22 protein-coding genes, 1 tRNA gene, 1 pseudogene and 2 riboswitches are annotated in these 24,891 nt (G+C 64.0%); of the genes and pseudogenes, 15 read left to right on the top strand and 9 right to left on the bottom strand.

The window, feature by feature from the left end; genetic code table 11:
• The first annotated feature begins 156 nt into the window (after positions 1-156).
• On the top strand, positions 157-867 hold the full coding sequence (locus ACVW1C_RS35655) for a hypothetical protein (RefSeq protein ID WP_456762252.1): 711 nt from the start codon (positions 157-159) through the stop codon (positions 865-867).
• A gap of 140 nt (positions 868-1,007) precedes the next feature.
• Here ACVW1C_RS35655 and ACVW1C_RS35650 read toward each other — a convergent pair whose 3' ends face one another.
• Positions 1,008-1,226: a DUF3126 family protein gene (locus ACVW1C_RS35650; protein ID WP_050406403.1), complete on the bottom strand. Its 219-nt coding sequence runs from the start codon at positions 1,224-1,226 to the stop codon at positions 1,008-1,010.
• A gap of 137 nt (positions 1,227-1,363) precedes the next feature.
• On the bottom strand, positions 1,364-2,191 hold the full coding sequence (gene cysE, locus ACVW1C_RS35645; RefSeq protein WP_456762251.1) for a serine O-acetyltransferase: 828 nt from the start codon (positions 2,189-2,191) through the stop codon (positions 1,364-1,366).
• A 228-nt stretch (positions 2,192-2,419) separates the two neighbouring features.
• Between cysE and ACVW1C_RS35640 the strand changes: the two are divergent.
• Positions 2,420-3,757: pseudogene (locus tag ACVW1C_RS35640) on the top strand (hypothetical protein); the annotation flags it as partial.
• 36 nt (positions 3,758-3,793) lie between these two features.
• Here ACVW1C_RS35640 and ACVW1C_RS35635 read toward each other — a convergent pair.
• Positions 3,794-4,546 carry an alpha/beta fold hydrolase gene (locus ACVW1C_RS35635; protein ID WP_456762250.1) on the bottom strand — a complete coding sequence of 251 codons (753 nt, stop codon included), beginning with the start codon at positions 4,544-4,546 and terminating at the stop codon, positions 3,794-3,796.
• A 72-nt stretch (positions 4,547-4,618) separates the two neighbouring features.
• Positions 4,619-5,752: a hypothetical protein gene (locus tag ACVW1C_RS35630; RefSeq protein ID WP_456762249.1), complete on the bottom strand. Its 1,134-nt coding sequence runs from the start codon at positions 5,750-5,752 to the stop codon at positions 4,619-4,621.
• 251 nt (positions 5,753-6,003) lie between these two features.
• Here ACVW1C_RS35630 and ACVW1C_RS35625 point away from each other — a divergent pair, with 251 nt between their 5' ends.
• Together ACVW1C_RS35625 and ACVW1C_RS35620 are read left to right on the top strand one after the other, a co-directional pair.
• Positions 6,004-6,249, top strand: a complete 246-nt coding sequence (locus tag ACVW1C_RS35625; RefSeq protein ID WP_092115185.1) for a zinc-finger domain-containing protein — start codon at positions 6,004-6,006, stop codon at positions 6,247-6,249.
• A gap of 7 nt (positions 6,250-6,256) precedes the next feature.
• A complete protein-coding gene (locus ACVW1C_RS35620) occupies positions 6,257-7,459 on the top strand; it encodes an FAD-dependent monooxygenase (protein WP_456762248.1) in 1,203 nt (400 codons plus the stop codon).
• A gap of 61 nt (positions 7,460-7,520) precedes the next feature.
• Here ACVW1C_RS35620 and ACVW1C_RS35615 read toward each other — a convergent pair whose 3' ends face one another.
• Both ACVW1C_RS35615 and ACVW1C_RS35610 read right to left on the bottom strand, forming a co-directional pair.
• The gene (locus ACVW1C_RS35615) at positions 7,521-7,955 is read right to left on the bottom strand and encodes a twin-arginine translocation pathway signal (RefSeq protein WP_456762247.1); all 435 of its coding nucleotides are present in this window, start codon (positions 7,953-7,955) and stop codon (positions 7,521-7,523) included.
• Between the two features lie 274 nt (positions 7,956-8,229).
• Positions 8,230-9,243 (bottom strand): LacI family DNA-binding transcriptional regulator, encoded by a 1,014-nt coding sequence (locus ACVW1C_RS35610; protein WP_456762246.1) that lies wholly within the window; start codon positions 9,241-9,243, stop codon positions 8,230-8,232.
• 130 nt (positions 9,244-9,373) lie between these two features.
• On the opposite strand from ACVW1C_RS35610, the gene ACVW1C_RS35605 reads away from it, so the two are divergent.
• From ACVW1C_RS35605 to ACVW1C_RS35590, 4 genes are read left to right on the top strand one after another with little or no spacing between them, the layout of a single operon-like run.
• Entirely contained in the window at positions 9,374-10,276 is a 903-nt protein-coding gene (locus ACVW1C_RS35605) for a dioxygenase family protein (RefSeq protein ID WP_456762245.1), read from the top strand.
• A gap of 8 nt (positions 10,277-10,284) precedes the next feature.
• Positions 10,285-11,040, top strand: coding sequence for an SDR family NAD(P)-dependent oxidoreductase (locus ACVW1C_RS35600; protein ID WP_456762244.1), 756 nt, complete (start codon positions 10,285-10,287; stop codon positions 11,038-11,040).
• Positions 11,041-11,052: 12 nt separating this feature from the next.
• Positions 11,053-11,961 (top strand): 3-keto-5-aminohexanoate cleavage protein, encoded by a 909-nt coding sequence (locus ACVW1C_RS35595; RefSeq protein ID WP_456762243.1) that lies wholly within the window; start codon positions 11,053-11,055, stop codon positions 11,959-11,961.
• 9 nt (positions 11,962-11,970) lie between these two features.
• Complete coding sequence (locus ACVW1C_RS35590) at positions 11,971-12,993, top strand: quinone oxidoreductase family protein (protein WP_456762242.1); 1,023 nt, start codon at positions 11,971-11,973, stop codon at positions 12,991-12,993.
• Positions 12,994-13,041: 48 nt separating this feature from the next.
• Here ACVW1C_RS35590 and ACVW1C_RS35585 read toward each other — a convergent pair whose 3' ends face one another.
• Positions 13,042-13,824: an alpha/beta hydrolase gene (locus tag ACVW1C_RS35585; RefSeq protein ID WP_456762241.1), complete on the bottom strand. Its 783-nt coding sequence runs from the start codon at positions 13,822-13,824 to the stop codon at positions 13,042-13,044.
• Positions 13,825-13,978: 154 nt separating this feature from the next.
• Between ACVW1C_RS35585 and ACVW1C_RS35580 the strand changes: the two genes are divergently transcribed.
• Together ACVW1C_RS35580 and ACVW1C_RS35575 are read left to right on the top strand one after the other, a co-directional pair.
• Positions 13,979-14,419: a MarR family winged helix-turn-helix transcriptional regulator gene (locus ACVW1C_RS35580; protein WP_456763258.1), complete on the top strand. Its 441-nt coding sequence runs from the start codon at positions 13,979-13,981 to the stop codon at positions 14,417-14,419.
• 186 nt (positions 14,420-14,605) lie between these two features.
• A tRNA-Leu gene (locus ACVW1C_RS35575) sits at positions 14,606-14,692 on the top strand.
• Between the two features lie 18 nt (positions 14,693-14,710).
• On the opposite strand, the gene ACVW1C_RS35570 is transcribed toward ACVW1C_RS35575, so the two are convergent.
• Positions 14,711-16,630: a phospholipase D-like domain-containing protein gene (locus ACVW1C_RS35570; protein ID WP_456762240.1), complete on the bottom strand. Its 1,920-nt coding sequence runs from the start codon at positions 16,628-16,630 to the stop codon at positions 14,711-14,713.
• A 499-nt stretch (positions 16,631-17,129) separates the two neighbouring features.
• On the opposite strand from ACVW1C_RS35570, the gene ACVW1C_RS35565 reads away from it, so the two are divergent.
• Complete coding sequence (locus tag ACVW1C_RS35565; RefSeq protein ID WP_456762239.1) at positions 17,130-17,450, top strand: hypothetical protein; 321 nt, start codon at positions 17,130-17,132, stop codon at positions 17,448-17,450.
• A gap of 84 nt (positions 17,451-17,534) precedes the next feature.
• Here ACVW1C_RS35565 and ACVW1C_RS35560 read toward each other — a convergent pair whose 3' ends face one another.
• Positions 17,535-19,154 carry an ABC transporter substrate-binding protein gene (locus ACVW1C_RS35560; RefSeq protein WP_456762238.1) on the bottom strand — a complete coding sequence of 540 codons (1,620 nt, stop codon included), beginning with the start codon at positions 19,152-19,154 and terminating at the stop codon, positions 17,535-17,537.
• A gap of 269 nt (positions 19,155-19,423) precedes the next feature.
• On the opposite strand from ACVW1C_RS35560, the gene ACVW1C_RS35555 reads away from it, so the two are divergent.
• The 4 genes from ACVW1C_RS35555 (at position 19,424) to ACVW1C_RS35540 (ending at position 24,890) form a co-directional block, all read left to right on the top strand.
• Positions 19,424-20,554 carry a M20/M25/M40 family metallo-hydrolase gene (locus ACVW1C_RS35555; protein WP_456762237.1) on the top strand — a complete coding sequence of 377 codons (1,131 nt, stop codon included), beginning with the start codon at positions 19,424-19,426 and terminating at the stop codon, positions 20,552-20,554.
• Between the two features lie 92 nt (positions 20,555-20,646).
• Positions 20,647-20,752: riboswitch (glycine riboswitch) on the top strand.
• Positions 20,753-20,755: 3 nt separating this feature from the next.
• A riboswitch (glycine riboswitch) is annotated at positions 20,756-20,869 on the top strand.
• Between the two features lie 65 nt (positions 20,870-20,934).
• On the top strand, positions 20,935-22,242 hold the full coding sequence (locus tag ACVW1C_RS35550) for a D-amino acid dehydrogenase (protein WP_456762236.1): 1,308 nt from the start codon (positions 20,935-20,937) through the stop codon (positions 22,240-22,242).
• Positions 22,243-22,398: 156 nt separating this feature from the next.
• A complete protein-coding gene (locus ACVW1C_RS35545; RefSeq protein ID WP_456763257.1) occupies positions 22,399-23,685 on the top strand; it encodes an ArgE/DapE family deacylase in 1,287 nt (428 codons plus the stop codon).
• A 263-nt stretch (positions 23,686-23,948) separates the two neighbouring features.
• Positions 23,949-24,890, top strand: a complete 942-nt coding sequence (locus ACVW1C_RS35540) for an ABC transporter permease (protein ID WP_456762235.1) — start codon at positions 23,949-23,951, stop codon at positions 24,888-24,890.
• Position 24,891: the final 1 nt, after the last annotated feature.

Here is a 24,891-nt window from a genome sequence, read left to right as displayed (position 1 = left end):
CATCATCCTTAAGGAAGGGTTAACCGGGGCGCCCGGCACGGCGTTTGCGCATGGCCATTCGCACGGGGATTCCATTGGAATCGTACGGAAATTCCGCGTCACGTGGCATATTCGGCAGGTGATTCGGCCACTCCCGACCTGCTCTTTGCCTCGCTCATGACGCTACTCTCGACCGCCCAGCATCTCGCTCGCGACACCCGCCGCAATCCGCGCGCGCATCTCGTTCCGATCATCGCCTCGGCAGTCATCGCGGCCGGTGCGATTGCGCTCGTCGCCTATCTGCTGTGGCCGACCTATACGACCATCCCGCCCAGCGATCCGTCGCGACTGCCGGTGAGCGTCGGCGGCACGCTGTTCAACGTGCCGACCATGGCCGTGCGCATGAAGATCCAGCGCCACTCCGGGCCGCAGGAGCGCGTCGACCTGAGCTTCCTCTATCCGTCGCTGGAGGCGCCGGCCGCGCCGAAGCACTACAGCGCCGATACGGTCGAGGACAAGGTGCAGCCGATCGACAGGATCTTCGTGTCGATCGCGGCACATCACGATTCACTCGCACCGGACATGCGGCTGCGCACGATCTATCCGCGCTATCTCGACGAGCGCGCGAACACCGATGACGGCCTGACGGCACGCGCGTTCCGCGACGGTACGCCCTATGGCGGTGAGGACCTGTTCACCGCGACCGAGCCGCAATTGATCGCGCGCTGCACGCGCGATACGTCGACGCCCGGCATGTGCCTGAGTGAGCAGCGCATCGAGGGCGCCGACCTGACCTTCCGCTTTCCACGCAGCTGGCTTGCGCAATGGCGCGACATCGCCACCGCGATGAACCGCCTCTCCGCGCAGATGCATAGCGCGAAGGGGTAGCTTGCTCGTCATTGCGAGCGAAGCGAAGCAATCCATCGAGCCGCTAGCGCGGAAATATGGATTGCTTCGTCGCTTCAGCGCAAAATTGCTTTGCAATTTTGTCGCGAGCTCCTCGCAATGACGCGCCGAGACCAGGCTGTTCAGCCCTGCTCGCCCAGATCTTCTTCCAGGATGGCCATCTGGAACTGGAACGAGCGATCATCGTCCTCGTCGTCGACGAACAGCACGCCGATGAACTCCTCGCCGATATAAACCTCCGCCGAGTCGTCCTTCTTGGGCCGCGGCACCACGCGGATCTTGGGATTGCTGAACACGCGTTTGAGATACGCGTCGAGCTTCCTGACTTCCTGAACGTCCACAGCCGTCTCCAATCGGGTCGATGATTTTCGGGGGAGTTTTAGGACGAGACGGCAAAGATCGCCAGAGCCTTTTCAGGCTTTGGCGACGTGATGTTGCGCACACGCTCAAGCGCGCCGCGATCAGAAAGCGAGTGAAATCAAAGCCCGATCGCGTTGAGCATCTGGTCCATGGTGCGCGACGGCTCGGCACAGCCGGCCTCGCCGACGATTTTCGCCGGCACGCCCGCGACCGTGACGTTGTGCGGCACGGGCTTGACCACGACGGAGCCCGCCGCGATCCGCGCGCAATGACCGATCTCGATATTGCCGAGGATCTTGGCGCCGGCGCCGATCAGCACGCCGTGGCGGATCTTCGGATGGCGATCCTCGTTCTCCTTGCCGGTGCCGCCGAGCGTGACGCCATGCAGGATCGAGACATCGTCGTCGATGACGGCCGTCTCGCCGCAGACGAAACCGGTGGCGTGATCGAGGAAGATGCCGCGGCCGATTCTGGCCGCCGGATTGATGTCGGTCTGGAACACTGCCGACGAGCGGCTCTGCAGGTAGAAGGCAAAATCCTTGCGGCCCTTCTGATAGAGCCAATGCGCGAGACGATGGGTCTGCAGCGCGTGGAAGCCCTTGAAGTAGAGCAAGGGATCGATGAAGCGCGAGGTCGCGGGATCGCGGTCATAGACGGCGACGAGATCGGCGCGGAAGGCGTTGCCGATATCAGGCTCATCGCGCAATGCCTCACCAAAGGTCTGGCGGATCAGGTCGCCCGACAGCGCGGCGTGATCGAGCCGCTCGGCAATGCGATGGACCACGGAATCTTCCAGGCGCTCGTGATGCAGCACGGTCGCATAGATGAAAGATGCGAGCTCCGGCTCGCGGCGCAGGATGTCTTCCGCCTCGCCGCGAATTCGATCCCAGATCGGATCGAGCGCCGCCAGCTTTCCCCCCTGCGGATTGACCTGATGAACTGCCATAGCTGCTCTCGCAATTCGGTTGTTCTGATGTGCATTATAGCACAGTGACCCCAGCGCGTCCCGGGAAGGCTCGGTACGGTAAACCCGAGCCGAACGCCCTCCGGGCCGACGTCTAAGGGAGTTGGTCGGGATTTTGCCGAAATCAAGCCGTGCTTCTGCAACTATTGGCGGATTTCGTCCCGAGTGTGGTTTTGGGCATGGTCGGCCCAATAAAAGGGGGGAAATACCATCAACACCCGGACGTTACGTGGGCGCCTGACCGATGCACGGTCGGTCTGGATCGCCACCATTGCCATTCCCCTCCTCCTGCTCGCGCCTGCCTTCTGGAACGGCTATCCGCTGCTCCAATGGGATACCGGCGGCTATCTGGCGCGCTGGTACGAGGGCTATCTGGTGCCGAGCCGATCGACGGTGTTCGGCATCTACCTCCATGTCGGTGAGACATCGGGCTTCTGGCTCAACCTCGGCATCCAGACCCTGGCGACGCTGTGGATCCTGCAACTGACCCTGCGCATGCTCGAACTCGCCCGCCCGGCCCGCCTGATCGCGATCAGCCTCGCGCTGATCATGACCACCGCCCTGCCCTGGCTCGCCAGCATGCTGCTGACCGACATCTTTGCCGGCCTCTCGGTGCTCGCGCTCTTTATCCTCGTCCTGCACGGCGAGCGGATTTCGACGCTCGAGAAGGCGGTGCTGTTCGGATTCACAGCGTTTTCCGCCGCCACGCACAGCGCGACGCTCGCGGCGCTGCTTGGGCTCTGCTGCGTCGGCTGGATGCTGCGTCCATGGCTCGGGCGCCGCGTCCCGGTCGCGGGCCTCGTGCAAGGCAGCCTGACCATCGTCACGGGCGCCGTGATGCTGCTGGCGGCGAACTTCGCGCTGTCGGGTCAGCTTGCCTGGACACCCGGCGGCTATGGCGTCGCCTTCGGCCGCATGCTGCAGGATGGCATCGTCGCGCAATATCTGCGCGATCATTGCGCCAAGGAGAACCTGAAGCTCTGCCCCTATCGCGACGAGTTGCCACCGACCGCCGACGACTTCCTGTGGGGTCATAGCATGTTCGACACGCTCGGCCGCTTTCAGGGACTGAATGACGAGATGGGCCACATCGTGGTGCGTTCGCTGGCCGAATATCCGGGATGGCAGGCCAGGGCGGCGCTGAAAGCAACCGCCGACCAGCTGTTGGATGTCGCGACCGGAGAAGGCTCCTCGGGCTGGATCCCGCATACCTACGGCATCATCGAGCGCTATATTCCCAAGCAGGTCGCGCCGATGCGCGCGGCGCGGCAACAACAATGGGCCCTCGACTTCACCGCGATCAATCGCATCCACGTGCCGGTCGCGCTGGCCTCGATGCTCTTGGTCGTGATCCTGTTCGGCCGCGGACTGTGGCAGCGGCGGCTCGACGATTTGACACTGCTGGCGGGCACGGTGACGCTCGCTCTGCTCGGCAATGCGGCCGTCTGTGGCGTGATCTCGGGGCCCCACGACCGCTACGGCGCGCGCATGGTGTGGGTCGCGACCTTCGTGGTGCTGATCGCGGCGGCGCGCGCCTTCGCCAAGGACGATGCCGAGAACGATGCCGGGAACGATGCCGACGAGCTATTTTCGCCGCGACAGGAAGTCGATGACGCCGGTCTTGTAGACCTTGTCACCGACCGCCCGCATGTGGTCGCGGTTCGGAATGTCGAGCACCTGCGATCCCGGAATGATCCGGCCGAGCGCTGACGCCGAGCCCGCGATCTCGTCCTTGCTGCCAACCGCGATCAGAACCGGCACACGCATGCCGGCGGCCTCCTCGCGCGTCATCAGGCGGCGTGAGCCACGCAGGCAGGCGGCGAGCGCGCGGCGGTCGGAGCGGGTCTGATCGGCGAAGGCGCGGAAGGTGCGGCCGACCGGATCGGCGACGTCGTCGAGCGACGGCACCTCCAGCGCCAGCGCAACGGCCTCGCCGGGGCCGCCGCCCTCGATCAGCCCGATGCCGATGCCGCCGAGGATCGCCGAACGCACCCGATCGGAATTCTCACGCGCCAGGATCGCCGTCATCCGCGAGCCCAGCGAATAGCCCATGATGTCGGCGCGCGCGATTCCGAGATGATCCATCAGCGCGATCACGTCGCTTGCCATGGTCGCGATCTCGTAATGCGCGGCGTCGTAGAGCTTGGCGGATTCACCGTGACCGCGATTGTCGAGCGCGATGACGCGACGGCTGGCCTTGACGAGTTCCGATACCCAGGTCGGATAGATCCAGTTGACGTTCTTGCTCGACGCAAAGCCGTGCACGAGCACGATCGGCTCGCCCGCGCCTTCGTCGATATAGGCAATTTCAACATCGCCGTGATGGAAACTCGGCATCATCGATTCCGTTTTTTCTTGCGATTTGGGATTTTGGAATTTGCGATTGGCGATCGACCGGCGATCGCAACCTTAGCCCTGGACGGGTATACTCGCCAGCGCGGCCTGCGCGGTCATCTGGCGCTTCAGGCGCAGCGCCTTGCTGCGCCTGAGCCACCACGCCGTGGTTCGCTCGGTGGTGGCCTTGATCGACGACAGGAAGCCGAACAGCGCGAGCAGCGCGCCGAACAGCCACATGGTGAGATTGAATGTGCCGGCCGCGAGCAGCAGCGCGCCGCGGCCGAGCAGCTTGATGATCGCGCGGGTCTGGCCGCCCTTCGCGTCCGCGACGCGGGCGGCGCGCGCGATCTCCTGCGGGTTCTCCGCGACCTTCAGCGTGTCCCGCGCGGCACGGACCCCGGCCGCCTCGCCGATGCGCCCGACGTCCTTGGCGACGCGCACCAGCGCGCCGGCCTTCTCGGCGCGGAATGCCGCGCGGATCGCGGTTGCAGTTTCCGCCGGCCGCAGCACCGAGCCGGACGCGACCGCCTCACGCAGCGCAGGCTGATCGACCACCTCGCGGGTCGAGCGCCCGGCCCATTCGATCATCCCCTCACTCAGCCGTCCGGCCTTGCGCGTATCCTTGACCAGCGTCAGTCCGGCGCGCAACGGCGCGGCGCCGCCGACCGACACATAGGTGGCCGCAGTCACGGCGAGCCCGGCCGCCGCAAGGCCAAGCACCAGTTGGTCGGTGTCCTCGCCCATCACGAGGTGCTTGCCCTCGCGCACGACGTCCCTGACGTCACCGAACACGAACAGGTCGCCCGCGACTGTGCCGGACAGGCTTGCGACATCGTCGGCATTGCCGGTCACGAGACCGGCGGCAAATCCCTTGGCGAAATGCGTGGTGGACGACTGCTCGGCACGCGCGTCATCGACGCGCTTTGTGAGTTCTTCACTGAGCGCGATGTTCTTCTCGCTTGCGAGCGCGACGAAGCTGGTCGCAAGATCGGCATCTCCGGAGGCGAGTGCCGCCTCGATATTGTCCGATATCAACGCCGGGTTGTTGCGTAAGACGGAATTGAGCCTGAGGTCGGCGAGCGCAGCCGGATCGTTCCGCGCTGACAGCACCGTGCCGGCGTCCCGGGCGTGCGGCCAAATGGCCGCGCCCACGGCAGCGCTCGCTGCCAGGCCGGCCACCGCAAAACTGAGGCGCACCCCGTTCATTCCGCTTGAAGACCTCTAGTTTTATTCGCCTTGTTCAAGTCGCTCTGGAAATAGTGTGCCGTTTTTGAGACACAACGGCTCCGACCAAAGAAGGGCTTCTCTGGGACGACAAGATTGTGTCGAATTTGCATGAGCACATGAGCCATCGGGGCTCTAGGAATCAACTGTTCCCGCCAGTATGGTGCGCGGCATTTCGCGGATGCCGCATGCTGTTGATCGCGTCTGCCCATCGTTGCCACCAAGGTGAGAATATGTCCGACCACGTCGTCCCGCACTTCCATAACGATGCCGGTGTCTCGGTGATCGAGATCGGGTCGCAGGAGTTCATGTGCGTGGGCGCCAACCCTCCGTTCGACCATCCGCACGTGTTCCTCGACCTCGGCAACGACAGCGAGATCATCTGCCCGTATTGCTCGACGCTGTATCGCTTCGCGTCCGACCTCGCTGCCGGCGAAGCACGGCCGCCGGAATGCGTGCTGAAAGACAAGGTCGCCTGACCGCTCCGTGGCGCTGACGCGAACCGTCATCGTTGCCGGCGCCGGGATCGGAGGACTGACGACGTCGCTAGCATTGGCGGCACAGGGCTTTCGCATCGTCGTGCTGGAAAAGGCCGAGCGGCTCGAGGAAGCCGGCGCGGGAATCCAGCTCTCTCCCAATGCCAGCCGCATCCTTGTCGAGCTCGGGCTCAAGGAACAGCTGGCGCGGCGCGCGGTCACGCCGGAATCCGTCAACATCCTGAGCGCGCGGGCCGGTGGCGAGATCGCGCGGATGCCGCTCGGCCAGGCCGCTGAGTTCCGCGCCGGTGCCCCCTATTGGGTGATCCACCGCGCCGATCTGCAGGCCGCGTTGCAGGCCGCCGTCAACGACCATCCCGATATCGATCTGCGGCTCGGCTGCCAGTTCGAGGATGTCACCAAGCACGCCAAGGGGCTGACGGTCGTGCAGCGCCGCGGCAACGCACGGCAGGAGGAATTGGCGGTTGCGCTGATCGGCGCGGATGGCATCTGGTCGTCGGTCCGCGGACATTTGTTTCCGGATGTACAACCGCAATTCTCCGGCCTGATCGCCTGGCGCGGCACGCTCGACGCGACCGCCCTGCCGCGTGAATACACCGCGCCGCGCGTGCAGCTGTGGATGGGGCCGGACGCGCATCTCGTGGCCTATCCGATCTCGGCCGGACGCCAGATCAACGTGGTCGCGATCGTCTCAGGCACCTGGAACCGGCCGGGCTGGAGCGAGCCCGGCGACATCAACGAGATCAAGGGCGCGTTCGCTGCCGCGCGCTGGCCCGCCACGGCGCGGATGCTGATCGGCGCGGTCGATGGCTGGCGCAAATGGGCGCTGTTCACCCTGCCCGACATCGGCCGCTGGAGCGAAGGCGCGGTGACACTGCTCGGCGACGCCGCGCATGCGATGCTGCCGTTTGCCGCGCAAGGCGCCGGCATGGCGATCGAGGACGCGGCCGTGCTCGCCAAGGCCCTGGCCGACTGCACCGGCGAAAACACCGCAGGCATTCCCGCCGCGTTGAAGCGCTACGCCGAGATGCGGCGCAGGCGCGTGCTGAAGGTGCAGCGCATGGCGCGGCAGCAGGGCCGCATCTATCACTTGAGCGGACCCTTGGCGATCGCCCGCGATCTCGCGATCCGCGCCATCGGTCCGCAGCGCATGCTGGCGCGGCAGGACTGGATCTACGACTGGCGCGCCTGAGAGATCAGGTGAACGCGGCTTGCGTGCGCGACCAGCAATCGGCTCATCGCGAAGCGCTTGTTCAGTGAACGAGGCCTCGCGGCGCGCGCGGGCCCTTTGCCCCCGGCGCAGGCGCCGCGGGCGCGGCCGCCGCAGGCGTGTCCGGCGGGCTCTCATGGCACTTGTTGGCGCGCCAGGCCTGATCCGCAAGCCTCTGCTGGGCGTGGATCGAGATCAGCTCGTTGCGATAGACCATCTCGGAGACCACGGTACCGCCGACGCCGGTCTCCGCCTTGGCCATCAACTTTTCCTGATCCGTCGCGCGAGACGTGAGATTCTTGCGCTCGGTCTCGAGCTGCTTGCAATCATACAGATCGTATTTGGCGGGATCGGCGAATGCCGACGGCACGCTGTCGCCGATCTGCGCGCAGCCGGAAACGCCCGCAGCCGAGGCGAGCAGCGCAACGATGGCTGCCGCGCGCGACAGATTTGGGCGGCGTGGGAGACGAGCAGACATTCAGCTTTCTTAGTCCGACAGTGTTGGGATTGCCTAAAGCAGCCGCCGGTGTCCGGATTGAGGCTCAATCGCGGCGGCGCGCTGCTTATCCCAATGCTCGGCCGCTGACGCAAATGGAATTGCAAGCCGCAGGCAGCGGATAACGGAGCGCGGGGCTAAGCCAAGATGGATACCAGGCGCCGCCCCCCTTGCGACAGTAGCTTGATCAAGCATCCCAGGATGGAGGTCGCGTACCGGACACAAGCGTACGACCGCGTTGAAGACGTGCGCATGTCTAGGCTGCCGGTTGCGTGGACTTCCTGACGACCAGTTCGGGAGGAAGTACGACGTGCCGGATCTCGGCCGACCTGCTCTGGAGCATTTCGATCAGCATTCTGGCAGCGATCCGTCCCATCTCGCGGTGCTCGATGCGCACGGTGGTGAGGGGCGGCGAGACGACATCCACAAGTGGCATGTCGTTGTGACCGACGAGCGAGATATCCTCCGGGCACCGCAGGTGCCGCTCCTTCAGAGCGTCAAGGGCACCGATCGCCAGCAGGTCGTTCGCGGCAACGATCGCAGTCACTTGATGTTGCCCACCGACGAGATTCGCCGCCGCCAGCGCGCCGCCTTCCCGCGTGTATCCCGCGGCTTCACGTACGGCACCGGTCAATCCGTGCCGCGCCATCGCACGCTCGAAGCCGTCACGCCGCAGCGCGCCGGTTGATGTCGACAGCGGCCCTGCGATATGCGCAATGCGGCGGTGTCCGATATCGACGAGATGATCGACGGCGAGACGCATTCCCATTTCATCGTCCGAGACGACTGAGGAGACGCGATCGCGCGCTTCGGATCGGTTGACCAGGATCACGGGAACGCCGCGCCGGATACAGAAACCGACGAGTTCGTCATCCTGCGAAACCGTCGCCAGGATCAGACCGTCGACCCGCTGGCTGAGCAGTCGCTCGACAAAGCAGATCTGCTGCGACGTTATATTCCCGGCGTCCGCTACGATCGGTGCGTAGCCTTCCGCAGAGAGAACCTCCGTAACGCCGCCCAGGATAGGAGCGAACACCGGATTGGTGATGTCGGGCAGCAGCACACCCACGAGATCGGATCGCCCCAGTCGCAGGTTGGCGGCCAGCCGGTTCGGTTGGTAGCCCAGCGCCTCCGCCTGGGCGGAGATCCTCCTGGCGACGTCGTCCGCGACCAGATGCCGTTTGTTGGGATCGAGGGCCCGCGACACCGTCGAAGGGTGAACGCCAACGGCGTCCGCGATCTGCTTGATTGTCGTGACGGCTCGATTCACCCAGCGCTTCCTGCTGCTTAGCTCGTTTGCAAAACGACCATAGCGCCTCCCTTGACTATTTGCAATCGATTGCATAGTGACATGCAATCGATTGTACAACCAGCGCACTCGATTGCACAGGAGCCCACCGATGTCTCACGGCATTATCGAAAAGCTCGAGGACGTGACGCCGAGCGTGTTGCGGGCGATGGCGTCGACCGGCAATGCGCGGCTTCGAACGGTGATGGAAGCCTTCGTCAGGCACCTCCACGCCTTCGCCCGCGAGGTGAAACTCACCGAGGCGGAATACGATCTCGGCATCGATTTCCTGAACCGGATCGGACAGGCCACCCACGACAGCCACAACGAGGGCATCCTCTTCGCGGATGCGACCGGCTTCTCGACGCTGGTCTGCCTGCTGAACAACGGCAACGCCGGCGCGACTGAAACCGCGGCGGCATTGCTGGGCCCGTTCTGGCGGGCCAATTCTCCCCGAACGGAGAATGGGGCATCGATCGTTCGTTCTGCGACACCCGGCCCCGAACTCTTCGTCGCGTGCGAGGTTGTCGACATCGCGGGCAAGCCCCTCGCCAATGTCGAGGTCGACGTCTGGCAATCCTCACCTGTCGGCCTCTACGAAAACCAGGACGAAACGCAGGCCGACATGAACCTGCGCGGCAAGTTCACCACCGACGCTTCGGGTCGGTTCTCATTCAGGTCGGTCAAGCCCGCCGGCTATCCCGTGCCGACCGACGGCCCGGTCGGCGACATGCTGCGCGCCCAGAACAGGCATCCCTACCGGCCGGCACACATGCACTTCCTGGGCTTCAAGCCGGGCTACAAGACGCTGATCACGCAGGTCTTCGTCGACCACGACAAGCACCTGGACAGCGACGTGGTGTTCGGGGTGACGCGCGCGCTGGTCGGCGACTATCGCCGGCATGACGACGGCGATCCACCGGCGCCCGGGGTCCGCGCGCCCTGGTACACGCTGAACTATCGCTTCACCATGGAAAACGGTGAAGCGATCCTCCCCAAGCCACCGATCAAGTGAGGCAAGCGATGAATCAATCCATGAAGGACAAGGTCGTGCTCGTCGTCGGCGGCGCCGGCAGCATCGGGGCCGTGTCCGCCAAGCGCTTCGCCGAACTCGGTGCCCGCATCGCAATCAGCCACCGCGACGTTCCGGACGAGACCGCCGCCGCGGCAACCGTGGTGCAATCCTTGCCAGGGGACGGCCACGCCGCGTTGATCGCCGACGTCGCGCAGACCGCAACCCTGACGGCACTGCGCGCCGAGATCGAGCGGCGCTTCGGCCGGCTCGATATCCTCGTCAACGCCGCCGGCTTTACCAAGCCGGTGCCTCACGCCGATCTCGACGCACTGGACGACGACCTGATTGACCGGATGTTCGCGGTCAACTGGCGCGGACAATTTGCGGCGATCCGCACCTTCGCTCCGCTCCTGAAGGCATCCGGTGACGGCCTCATCGTTTCGATATCGTCGATCGCGGGCACCAACGGGATCGGGTCCTCGATTGCCTATTGCGCCGTCAAGGCCGGCATTGACGTCATGACGAAATCGCTCGCCCGCGTGCTGGCCCCCGAGGTGCGGGTGCTCGCGGTCGCACCAGGTGTGGTCGACACTGGCTTCGTTCCGGGCCGCGGCGCGGACTTCAACGCCAAGACCGCGACGACGACACCGCTGAAGCGGATCGCGACCGCGGAGGACATCGCCTCGGCCATTCTCGCCTGTGCAACCCAACTCGGCTTCGCGACCGGAACGACTTTCGTGGTCGACGGCGGCCGCTCGCTTTGAAGGAACAAGTCTATGCGATCTCCCCGCGAAAAGGTCATCATCACCTGCGCCGTCACCGGCAACCTGACGACACCCGAGCAGACCCCTCACCTTCCCATCACGCCGGCGCAGATCGCTGACGCTTGTCTCAACGCCGCCGACGCCGGCGCCGCCATCGTCCACATCCACGTCCGAGACCCGCTTACCGGCCGTCCCTCGATGCTGCTCGACCACTATGTCGACGTCGTCGAGCGCATCCGCGCGCGCAACCCCGCGTTGATCCTCAACATCACGACCGGACCGGGCGGACGCTTTGTTCCATCCAGGGACGATCCGAAGGTGGCCGCCGAAGGCACGACGCTGATGGCGCCGGAGAAGCGGGTCGAGCACATCGCCGTGCTGCGACCGGACATCTGCACGCTCGATCTCAACACCATGAACTCCGGAGGCGAGGTCGTGATCAATACGCCGGCAAACGTACGCCGGATGGCGAAAGTGATCGCGGACGCCGGCGTCAAACCGGAGATCGAACTGTTCGATTCCGGCGATGTCGCCTTGATGCGCGATCTCTTGGCCGACGGCTCCCTGCAAGGGCCAGTGCTGTGTTCCTTCGTGATGGGCGTTCGTTACGGCTTTCAGCCTTCCCCGGAAACCGTATTGTACGCGCGCGGCATGCTGCCGCCGGACGCGGAATTCACCGCGGTCGGCATCGGCAAGGCCGCATTCACGACGGTTGCACAATCCTATCTTGCGGGCGGTCACGTACGGATCGGCCTGGAAGATGCGGTCTATCTCACGCGCGGCCAGCTCGCGACCTCCAACGCGGAAATGGTCACAAAGGCGCGCCGCATCGTCGAGGATCTCGGAGGCGCGGTCGCGACGATCGAGGACAGCAGGCGGATCGTCGGCCTGCCCTCGCCCACCAAGACAATCAAGGCCTAGGAGCGAGCTATGAGTGCCATCACCAGATCGGGGACCGATGTCGTCGTCGAGGCGACCTGCGTGCGGCTCAATGCCAAAGCTGCCAATGCGGCGGCGATCGCGCCGTCCATCGAGAGACGTTCGCTCACGCGGCAACCGCACGAAGTCGTGGTTGCGATCGAAGCCGCGGGCGTCAACCCGTCGGACGTCAAGGCCGCCACGGGATTAATGCCTTATGCGGTGTTCCCAAGAACCCCGGGCCGTGATTTTTCCGGACGGGTGGTCGAAGGGCCGGACGCATTGATCGGAAAAGCCGTGTTCGGTTCGTCGGGCGACCTCGGCATCCGCCGCGACGGTACGCATGCCAGCCATGTCGTCGTCGAAGCCGCGGCCCTGGTCGAAAAGCCGGACGGCATTTCAATGGATGAGGCTGCAGGGATCGGCGTACCGTTCGTGACAGCCATCGAAGGCTTTCGGCGGGCCGGCGCGCCGAAACCCGGCGAACATGTCCTCGTCATGGGCGTCAACGGCAAGGTCGGACAGGCTGCGGTCCAGCTTGCGACCTGGCAAGGCGCCAAGGTGATCGGCGTGGTGCGCAAGGACGAACCCTACGAAGGCCACGCCAACGCCCCGATCCAGATCATCAATTCCTCCGCGGCTAACGTCGCGGAACGTGTGCGCGAACTGACCGACGGCCACGGAGCCGATATCGTCTTCAACACGGTCGGTGACCCCTATTTCGACGATGCGCATCATTCGCTCGCAAAGGCCGGGCGGCAGATCCTGATTGCCACGACCAACCAGGCGGTCAAATTCAACATCCTGGAATTCTATCGCGGACGGCACACTTATCTCGGCATCGACACCCTCGCGTTTTCCACGATCGAAAGCGCAGAGCTGCTGCGTAGCGTGCTACCTGGGTTCGCCGGCGGCTTCCTGCGCCCCTATCCGATCATCCCGTCCTCGATCTACCCGCTTGCTGAGACGAAGGCGGCCTACACCGCCGTGATCGGATCATCGCGCAACCGCGTCGTTCTGCGACCAGGAGCCTGATCGGGCATCGCTTGAGCCCGATCAGGAACTCGGTCAGGGACGGCTGCGTTACTTCTGCTTGTCGCCGACGCCCTTGGCGGCCTGCTCGATGACCTTTGCCACTACCTCCGGCTTCGAGACATACACGGCGTGGCTGCCGGCCTGATCGACGGTCTTGGCACCGGCGCGCTTGGCCATCATCCGCTGCGCATCGACCGGGATCATCTTGTCGTTGGTCGCCACCAGGTACCAGCTCGGCTTGCTCTTCCAGGCCGGCACGCTCACCTCGCCGTTCAAGGCGGCGACACCCCAGGGCACCTGGGAGTCAGCCATGAATGCCGCGACATCGGGCTTCACATCGGCCGCGAACGCGGCGGCGAACTTCGCGTGATCGAGCGACAGGAAGCCGTCCTTTGGCGGCAGGATCGGCGGCACCGGCGCGCCGGGCGGAGGATTGGCGATCAGCTTGCCGACCGATTCACCTTGGTCAGGCGCGAACGCCGTGATGTAGACCAGCCCCGCGACCTTCGGATCGGTGCCCGCCTCGGTGACGACGACGCCACCATAGGAATGGCCGACCAGAATGACATTGCCGTCGGCGGCGGCGATGGCGCGCTTGGTGACGGCGACGTCGTCCGCCAGCGTGGTGGTCGGGTTCTGGACGATGCTGACCTTGTAGCCGTCCTTCTTCAGGATCTTGTAGACGCCTTCCCATCCCGAACCGTCGACGAAACCGCCATGGACGAGGACGATCGATTTGACCGGGGCGGACTGGGCCTGGGCCGTGGGGATCGTCGCGGTGGCGAGGCCCAGCGACGCTGCGGCGGCGAGCAATTTGGTGACAACAGACATTGAAGTTCTCCTGGATGTTTATTTCGCGATAATCTTTATCGCGATAATCATCGTATAGCCGTACTTGGTTTGCTTGTCCAGATGTTTTTTATCGCGATAATGATTTTTGTGATATGTTGGGCAAATCACATCGAAAGGGCCCCTCCCATGCCAAATCCGGGGACCGATTCCGCTGGATAGCCAGCTTTGCTTCTCGCTTTACGGGACCACCATTGCGATCAACCGTGCCTACAAGCCCCTGCTCGACCGCCTCGGCATCACCTATCCGCAATACCTCGTTCTCAGCGTGCTCTGGGAAAAGGACGGACAGATGATTTCGGCAATCGCCGACCGGCTCGCCCTCGAGTCCAGCACCATCACGCCGCTGGTCAAGCGGCTCGAAAGCGCCGGCTTCGTGGTGCGCCGGCGCAGTGTGGAGGATGAACGGCAGGTCGGCGTCCACCTGACCGACAGCGGCAAGGCGATGCAATCGCGCACCGGCTGCCTGACCGACACCTTGCTGGAGCGGTCCGGCCTGACGGTCGACGAACTCATCTCACTCAACAAGCGCGTCCAGGCGCTTCGCAACGCGTTGACAAATTCAGGAACGGACTAACGGACCAACCGCGCCGTTCACACCTGCGATACGTTATCCCGGCGTTTGCCCGGCTGACGACGAAGAGCTAGAAGATGCGCCCGCCGGGGTTTTGTCCGGAGCGGAACGAAACCAGATTTGGAAAACCGCCGAGGGATCTTGGGAGGTCTCTCGGTCTAAATTGCGAAAACTCAATAAAATCAAGATGCGGACGTGGCGGAACTGGTAGACGCAAGGGACTTAAAATCCCTCGACGGCAACGTCATGTGGGTTCGAGTCCCACCGCCCGCACCAGCCTGTTGCGCACCGCTCTTACTTCTTGGCCTTCGCCTTCTTTGCCTTGGCCTTCTTCGTCGTCTTGGCCTTTGTTTTCTTTGCCTTTGTCTTCTTGGCCTTCGCCTTTGCCGGCTTGCTGGCCTTCGCCTTCTTCGCCGACGTCTTGGCGGCTTTCTTGGCCGATTTCTTCGTGGCTTTCTTGGGGGTCTTCTTGACGGCTGTCTTCGTCGACGCCGCGCTGGGCTGTTGCGCCGCGCTGCCGCCGCCTCCACCACGCGTCGGGCGTGGCGGCACCGGCTCCTCCATCCAGAAATCCAGCTCCTGCTCCTTGCCGCCGCCCGGCTTCCAGCCGTCGAGCGAATAGATCTGATCCGGATTGCCGCCGCTGCCGAGATAGCCGCGCCAGGAATAGTGATCGTAGACGCCGTTGATGTGCAGCGCATAGGCCTGGGCAAGCTGCTTGTTGCCGCGGATGATCACGAGATTCTCGTCATTCTTCTCCGAGGCGGCGACCGAGAAATTGTGCGATCCGGTGATGACGGCGCAATTGTCGGAGAACGGATCGATCACGATGGTCTTGGAGTGAACGATCGCGATCATGCCCGCGTTGCGGATCTGCTGGACGCTGAACTCGACGTCGGCCCATGAGGGTTCGTTGGTCGCGCTCACGCCATGCGGCAGCTGGACGTCGTCATGGAAGGATTGCTTCGGTGCGCCCGATTTGACGACCTCCCCGCCGACCGAAACGATGTCGCCGTTCTTGCTCGCCATCATGGTCGACACCACGCCGCGGACATAGATGTCGTTCTGTTCTGCGCGGTCCAGCAGCGCATCCAGCAGCGGCGATTGACCCGGCATGAACATCAGGAAGAGCGCACCGTCCTTGGCGTTCTTGATCAGGTCCAGCACCGGCTTGAACTCCGCCTCGCCGTTGGTCGCGGCGAAGAAGACCGAAATGTTGCTGTCGCTGGTCGGACTGGAATTCGACGTCTTGAGCGCCGGCGGCATGGCATTGCCCGCGGCGACCAGCTTGCCCCACTGATCGAGGTAGCGCCTGGCGATCACCGCATTCTCGATGATCAGCACGTTATTGAGCTGCGTGCACAGCCCGGTGGTGGTCCAGTTGGTGCTGCCGGTCAGCACGCGGATCGCGTTGCCATGCGCGTCGCTCTCGACCACGAACTTGTTGTGGACGCTGGGCGACGACCTGCCTGCATTCGACAGATCGCGATGCTTGACCGTCAGGCCGGCGCCACTGAGCTCGCCCGCGATGTTCGGCTTGGTCGCACTGCCATTGCCGAGCAGGACGTTGCCGCGGCTGCCGAACGGCTTCAGCGCGCCGACCAGCTCCTCGTCATTCATCTCGTAGATGGCGGCATGGACCTGGCTGCCGCGGAGATCGGCATCGTGCAGAAAGGCCAGGATCTCGTGCAGGGCGTCGCCTGACAGGTAGCGGCGCGCCTGGTTGGCCGGGTCGGAGAGGCTCTTGACGAAATTACGCAGCGAGTCGTCGGAGGTATCGCCCTGCACGAAACGGCTGACGATCTGCGACATCAGGGTGCCGCGGTTGAAATAGGCCGACAAGCCGCCGCCCGCATCGCCCGAAGCAACCGCCGGCGTCGTCCAGGCGGACACCGAGGCGGCATCGGGCGTGAACGTCCCGTTCGCGCCGCTCTTCATCGCGGTGACGCGGTACGAGACGTTGTCGGTGTCGACGACGCTGTGATCGGTCCAGATGCAGCGCCGGAACGGCGATTGCGTCGAGGAGATGCCGGCGTCAGCGACCTGTTTCTCGCCGGGCTTCGGCGGAATGCGGTTGGAGAGCACGGTCGTCTGCTGCGTGATGTTGTTGCGCCGCTCGAGCTGGAATCCGACCCAGTCGCTCGACCAGGCGTCCGGCTGCCAGGCGATCAGGATATCATCGGCGTTGGCGTAGGCCTTGACATTGATGGTCATCACAATTTCCCCGAGGCTGGGTGAATCCGCAGGAGCGAAATATTGGACACTGCCTTCGCACGGCGAGAGCGTCCTGGAGCGGCACCGATATCGGCCCGTCGGACAATACCCCGGTAACCCTGGGTAGTTTGTGAAATAGACGACAACTGTTCGTGCAAATCGGTGCGGCGCGCCGCGCCTGGCGGCGAGCCCCACTCGAACGCCAGTCCGAGCCGTTTCTGCTTCTTCCATGCGATGCGGCACGGCCACCGCTGACCGTCGACGCCGAGGGTGAAGCGGTCGGGAAACCACAGCGGAGAATTGACTTCGATGCACGCCCGCCCACGGCTTGAGCAGGCAGCCGAGGCGTCACGATGCTTGCATCACCTCATCGTGTTTTGCGGGTGTGGCAGGGTTCACATGCCGCGATCGCCAAGTGGTGTAGTGTCGTCGCATTGGAAATTCCGGCCGCACATTTCGCGGGCCCCACATTTCGAGATCAATCAGTTGGAGATAGGCGATGACGATTGCGGATCGCAATCGGATTGCTGATCGCAATCGGATTGTCGGCAATACCGCGCCCGATCATGGCGCTTCCGTCCTCGAGCACGGCGACGACGCAGCCCATTGCAGCAACGGGCTCAACGCACAGAAATTCCTTGATGCGACGCCCCACGAGCGCGCGATCTACCGGCGCTGGATTCGCAGTGCGATCGTGCTGTGCGGATTGTTGGCGTTTGCCGCGGGAGCGATGGTCTGGATGAACGGCGGCGGCGTCGGACAGACAGAGCTCTCGAGCCTGTCGAGCACGAGCAACGCGAGATCAGGTCACGCGGACTAGATCAGACGCCGTCGCGGAACGGTTGAGCGAAACGAAAACGGCCGGGACAAGTCCCGGCCGTTTGTGTTGCGTCAAGCCGCAAGCCTACTCCGACTTGTCGATGTTCCAGAAGATCGGGGTTGCCGGACCGTCGATCACGCCGGACAGCGACTTCCGCCAGGCGCTTGGACCCTGATACTGGCCGAGCGGAATGTAGATGACCTGCTCGTAGGCTTCCTTCTGGATATCGGCCGCGATCTTCTTCTGCTCGTCGAGCGACGGCGCGCGAACGAAGGCGTCCTTCAGCTGTTCGATCTTCGGATCGTCGGCCCAGCCGAACCATCCGCCATTCTTGCCCTGGCCGCCGATCGAGAGGTTGGCGATCGGGTTGGAGACGTCGGCACTGACCCAGTTGGTGAAGAACATGTTCCAGCCGCCGTCCTTCGGCGCCTTCTGGCTGGCGCGGCGAGTCACCACGGTCTGCCAGTCGGTGGCCTGCAGGTCGACCTTGAAGCCGGCGTCGCGCAGCTGCTGGGCGACAACAACCGGCTGCGCCTTGAGCGTGGTGACGTCCCCCGGCGCCATGATGACGATCGGCGTGCCATCATAGCCGGACTCGGCAAGCGCCTTCTTGGCCGCCGCCATGTCGCCGCCCTTCAACAACGTCTCGCCGCCGACCTCGGACGCAAACGGCGTGTCGCAGATGAAGAAGGCGACGCAGGTCTTGTAATACTTGGGATTACCGACCAGCGCGTCGAGCACCTGCTTCTGGTTGACCGCCATCAGCGCCGCCTGGCGAACCTTGATGTTGTCGAACGGCGGATAGAGGAAGTTCATGCGGCCGAGCGTCTGGAAGCCGAACTTGTTCAGCGTCTCGACCTTGAGGTCCTTGTCGCCTTCGAGGATCGGCAACATGTCGAACGACGGGTTCTCCAGGAAATCGATGTCGCCGGACTGCAGCGCGTTCATCGCAGTCTGCGCGTCGGCCATCGTGACCCACTCGACGCGGTCGACCTTCACGACCTTGCCGCCAGCGGTCCAGCTCGCCGGCTCCTTGCGCGGCACGTAGTCGTTGTTCTTGACATAGACCGCCTTCACGCCCGGCTGGAATTCGGCCTGGACGAACTTGAACGGACCCGAGCCGATCTGCTCCGGGATCGGCTTGTCCGGCGGCGTTTCGGCGAGCCGCTTCGGCATCATGAAGGCGACGCGCGACGACGGCTTGCCGATCGAATCTAGCACCAGGCCGTAGGGCTCCTTCAGCTTCAGCGTGATCGTCTTCGCGTCGGTGGCCTCGAGGCTCGCCGTGAAGTCCATCAGCTTCTGGCCCATGCCGTCGACCTTGGCCCAGCGCTTCAGCGAAGCGACGCAGTCTTCCGCGGTCACCGGCGTACCATCGTGCCACTTCAGGCCATCGCGCAGCGTGAACGTGTAAATGAGCTTGTCGTCGGACACCTTCCAGTCGGCCATCTGCGGCTGGATCTTGAAGTTGGAGTCGGTCGCGACCAGCGTGTCGTAGACCATGTAGCCATGGTCTCGCGTGATATAGGCGGTGGTCAGGATCGGATCGATGACGCGCAGATCCGAATGCATCACCGCGGTAATGGTCTTGCCCGCGGCCATGGCCTTCGGCGCAAAGGACAATTCCTGCGGCGCGAACGACAGCGCGAGCGCCGTCAACGCAGCCGCTAGCGTGCCGTGCTTCCAACGCGAGATAGGGAACATGCAATTTCTCCTGACGTGTAACTGGTCAAAGCCGGCTTATTCGTTATGCATGCGGTTCGTTATTTAGGCGAACTAACATGCTGTATGGCTTGTGAAATCGAGACTTGCATCAAGCGCAATGCGCGTCAATCGGTTTCCGGCAGGATCGAACGTATACGAACGAATGAGCGGCAGGTTCAGCGCATTTGACTTTACAAAGTCGTCTTCCGAGCTTTTCGTACGGCACCCGAACGCGTATCGGCGCGCACAAACAACAAGAGAGAAAAGACATGAACCCCGCCAATCTTCCTTTTGATTCCGAAGCGATGCTGCAGGGGCTGCGCAGCTGGGTGGAATGCGAGAGCCCGACATGGGATGCGGCCGCAGTCGAGCGCATGCTCGACCTCGCCGCGCGCGAGATGGCGGTCATGGGTGCGACGATCGAACGCATCGCGGGACGCCAGGGCTTCGCCGGCTGCGTCCGCGCCCGTTTTCCCCATCCGAAACAAGGCCAGCCCGGCATCCTCATCGCCGGCCATCTGGACACCGTGCACCCGGTCGGCACCATCGAAAAGCTGGCGTGGCGGCGCGAAGGCAGCAAGTGCTTCGGGCCTGGTATCTTCGACATGAAGGGCGGCAACTATCTGTCGATCGAGGCGATCCGGCAGTTGGCGCGCGCCTCCTTTACGACGCCGCTGCCGATCACCGTGCTGTTCACGCCCGATGAAGAGGTCGGCACGCCGTCGACGCGCGACATCATCGAGGCTGAAGCCGCGCGCAACAAATACGTGCTGGTGCCGGAGCCCGGACGGCCGAACAACGGCGTCGTCACCGGCCGCTACGCGATTGCGCGCTTCAATCTGGAAGCTGTCGGCAAGCCGAGCCATGCCGGCGCGACGTTGTCCTCCGGCCGTTCCGCGATCCGCGAAATGGCCCGGCAAATCATTGCGATCGACGGCATGACCACCGAAGACTGCACCTTCTCGGTCGGCATCGTGCATGGCGGGCAATGGGTCAATTGCGTCGCAACGACCTGCACCGGCGAAGCGCTCAGCATGGCCAAGCGCCAGGCCGATCTCGACCGCGGCGTCGAGCGCATGCTGGCGCTGTCGGGCACCGCCAACGACGTGACCTTCAAGGTGACGCGCGGCGTCACCCGCCCGGTATGGGAGCCGGATGCCGGCACCATGGCGCTCTATGAAAAGGCCAAGGGCCTTGCAGCGGCGATGGGCCTCGATCTGCCGCACGGCAGCGCGGGCGGCGGATCGGACGGCAACTTCACCGGTGCGATGGGCATCCCGACCCTCGACGGCCTCGGCGTTCGCGGCGCCGATGCACATACGCTCAACGAGCATATCGAGATCGAGAGCCTCGCAGAGCGCGGCCGCCTGATGGCGGCGCTGCTGGCGACGCTGGACTGACATCGATTTGCACTGCACAACACGTTGGCACTGCCGGATCGAAATTTAGCCTTGTCCATTTTTGAGGCTTCGCCTACGGTCCGGCCGTCCAACGCGACGATGCGGGAGAGATCGAAGCCACAACGTTCGTGTTGTTGCTTCGGCGCCGACGGAGCAACCGCCCCGGAAACTCTCAGGCAAAAGGACTGTATCGTCAGGACGATCTGGAGAGAGACGGACACGACCGCATCAAGGGCCGTGACGTCCACCGAAGGGGATAGTCTGTCATCCGGCCCAGGCCCGATGCGGATCAAGCTCTCAGGTACCGTGACAGATGGGGCGCCGACGCCGGTGTCACCGGTGGTTCGGCGACTCTAACCCACGGGAGCCTGAAGACCACCATGCCTCACATCGCAATCATTGGCGCCGGCATCACCGGCGTGACGACGGCCTATGCCCTGCTCGAACGCGGCTACCGGGTGACTGTCCTCGACAGGCATCGCTACGCCGCGATGGAAACTTCGTTCGCCAACGGCGGACAGCTTTCCGCCAGCAACGCCGAAGTCTGGAACAGCGCCGCGACCATTCTCAAGGGGCTGCGCTGGATGCTTCGAAGCGACGCGCCGCTGCTTATGAATCCGAAGCCGAGCTGGCACAAATATTCCTGGATCGGCGAGTTCGTCGGCCACATCGGCCGCTATCGCACCAACACCATCGAGACCACGCGGCTCGCAATCGAAGCGCGCAAGCATCTGTTCTCGATCGCACAGCGCGAGAACATCGCCTTCGATCTCGAACGCCGCGGCATCCTGCACGTCTATCACGACAAGGCCGGCTTCGAGGCGGGCCTGCGCGTCAACACGCTGCTGCAACAAGGCGGGCTCGACCGCCTGCCGGTGACGGCGGACGAAATCCGCAACATCGAGCCCGCGCTGCAGACGACCTGCTATGGCGGCTTCTTCACGCCATCGGACGCAACCGGCGATATCCACAAGTTCACGCGCGGCCTTGCCGACGCATGCATCCGCCGCGGCGCAACCTTTGTCCATGAAGCCGACGTCGACGCGATCGCGCGCGGCGACAACGGTTTCCACATCAGCTGGAACGAAGCCGCTTCGCACGATGCTGGCGTCGCGACGCGACATGAGTTGCAGGCGGACGGCATCGTCATTTGCGCCGGCGTCGCGAGCCGGCACTTCGCAGGCCTGCTCAACGACCGCGTCAACGTCTATCCGGTGAAGGGCTATTCGATCACCGTGCAGCTCGATGCGCCGCAAAGCCAGGACGCTGCGCCAACCGTCAGCCTGCTCGATGAAGCCGCGAAGATCGTCACCAGCCGGCTCGGCGCCGACCGCTTCCGCGTCGCCGGCACCGCCGAGTTCAATGGCTTCAACCGCGACATTCGCGCCGACCGCATCCAGCCGCTGGTGGATTGGGTGCGGCAGCATTTTCCCGGCATCGACACGTCGAGGGTCGTGCCGTGGGCCGGCCTGCGCCCGATGATGCCGAACATGATGCCGGTGGTGCGCGCCGGAAGGTTTCCGGGCGTGTTCTACAACACCGGCCATGGTCATCTCGGCTGGACGCTGTCCGCCGCGACGGCGCAGATGGTGGCAGGCGCGATTGATGACTGGCGCGACCTCGACGCGCCCTCGATGGTGCCGTCGCAGGTCGATGCGACCGAGACCGCCCGCGCAGCTTTCCCCTAATTATCCAGCCGACGAGGAAGAATATGAGCGTATTTGCGTGTGGCCAAGTCGGAATTCGCTGAGAAACACCGCATGACAACGACTAGCGTCATATTGGGGAAAAGCGCTTCAGCGCGGGAGGGGACAATGCGCATTGGGGTGGCGGACACGCGTGAGATGCTGACCAAGCCGGATCAGATTGCCGCGGAGCTGTGCGCGGCCGTCGATCGAAACTTCGACGATCAGATCGCATTCCTGTCGCGCATGGTGCAGTTCCGCAGCTTGCGCGGACAGGAAGCACCGCAACAACGTTGGCTGGCCGAGCAATTCGCAAAGCGCCGCTACGACGTCGATGCGTTCAGCCTTGCCGACGTCAACCTGATGAGCCATCCGAAGGCTGCGCCAATGGACGGCATCGATCTTGCCGGATCGCAGCAGGTCGTTGCGACGCTCAACAGCAAAGGCGGCGGACGCAACCTGATCCTGCAAGGTCATATCGACGTCGTCCCGGAGGGGCCCGCTGACCTTTGGGACCGGCCGCCGTTCGCGGGCGCCGTGCACGACGGCTGGATGTTCGGGCGTGGCGCGCAAGACATGAAGGCCGGTGTCTCGGCCATGATCTTCGCGCTCGATGCGATCCGCGATGCCGGCTATGCCCCGGCCGGACGCGTCCATCTGCAGACCGTGACCGAGGAAGAGAGCACCGGCAACGGCGCGCTTTCGACCTTGATGCGCGGCTATCGCGCCGACGCCTGCCTCATTCCAGAGCCAACCGGACACACGCTCACGCGCGCCCAGGTCGGCGCCGTCTGGTTCCGCCTGCGCGTCCGCGGCACGCCGGTGCATGTCGCCTATTCCGAGGCCGGTACCAGCGCGATCCTGTCGGCGATGCATCTGGTGCGCGCGTTTCAGGATTACACCAAGGCGCTCAATGCCCGGGCGCTCGACAACAGCTGGTTCCGCAGCGTCAAGAATCCGATCAAGTTCAACGTCGGGATCATCAAAGGCGGCGATTGGGCCAGTTCGACCGCGGCCTGGTGCGAGCTGGATTGCCGGCTCGGCCTCTTGCCGGGCGAAACACCACAGCAGGCGATGCGCGGCATCGAGGAATGCCTGACTGAGGCGCACAAGGCCGATGACTTCCTGTCCGACAATCCGGCCGAGCTGGTGTGGAGTGGCTTCCAGGCGGACGCAGCGGTGTGCGAGCCCGGCAGCGAAGCGGAAGCAGCTCTGTCCGCCGCCCATCACTCCGTCTTCCAGGCTCCAATGCAGGAGCGGCTGTCCACGGCCGTCAACGACACCCGCTACTATTGCGTCGACTACGGCATCCCCGCACTTTGCTATGGTCCTTACGGTATCGGCCCGCATGCGTTCAACGAACGTGTCGAGCTCGACAGCCTTCGCAAGACGACGCAGAGCATCGCACTGTTCGTCGCCAACTGGTGCGGCGTGATGCGAGCGTGAATGGACTTGTCGTTTCAGGTCGGTGGCGCATTGCGCCATGTGCAATTCGAAATAGCAGCTTCAAACCAAGGGAGGCTTCCAACGGCCTGAACCGCGCCTTGATATAACGTCGCCATTGGCACAGTATTTGCCTGCAAATTCATCACGTTCGCGCTAGCCTTGAGACAAGACGCAGAAGCGCATGAGACACATCACGGGGACACTATGAGTATGATGCGGCCCAGCCTTCGCTTCGCACCATCTGACGGCAGGAGATAGCAACGATGCTCGGCTATCTGCTCCGCCGCATCCTCGCCGCCATTCCCGTGATGGGCGTGGTGGCTCTGTTCGTGTTCCTGTTGCTGCGGCTGACGCCGGGCGATCCGGCCGCCATTCTCGCCGGCGACAATGCGACGCCGGAACAGCTCGATCGCATCCGCACCTCGCTTGGTCTCAACGAGCCGATCTACATCCAGTTCTATACCTGGGTCGCCAAGCTGCTGCACGGCGACCTCGGCGTCTCCCTGATCTCGAACAAGCCGATCCTGGAGATGATCGGTCCGCGCCTCGAGCCCTCGATCTCGGTCGCGCTGGCCACCATCGTCCTCTCGATCCTGGTGGCGGTGCCGCTCGGCGTGATCGCGGCGTGGAAGCACGGCACCTGGATCGACCGCTGCGTGATGGGGCTTTCAGTGCTCGGCTTCTCGGTGCCGGTGTTCGTGATCGGCTATGTGCTGATCCAGGTGTTCGCGATCGATCTGCGCTGGGTGCCGGTGCAGGGCTTCAAGAGCATCTCGGCCGGCTTCGGTCCGTTCTTCGAGCGCATCATCCTGCCGACCTGCACCCTCTCCTTCATCTACGTCGCGTTGATCGCACGCATGACGCGGGCCTCGATGCTCGACGTGCTGGGTGAGGATTACGTGCGCACCGCGCGCGCCAAGGGCATCGGCGAGACCGGCGTGCTGCTGCGCCATGCGCTGCGCAACGCCGCGGTTCCGGTCATCACCGTGATCGGTTCCGGTTTCGCGCTGCTGATCTCGGGCGTCGTCGTCACCGAGAGCGTGTTCAACCTGCCCGGCATCGGCCGTCTCACCGTCGATGCGGTGCTGGCGCGCGACTATCCGGTGATCCAGGCCATGATCCTCTTGACGTCGGGCATCTATGTCGCAGTCAATCTGCTCATCGACGTTGCCTACACCCTGCTCGATCCTCGTATCCGGTACTGAG

The organism is Bradyrhizobium sp. USDA 4011 (genome assembly GCF_054063415.1).
Note: the sequence above shows the minus strand (reverse complement) of the source record. Positions and strands in the feature narration are given on the sequence as shown.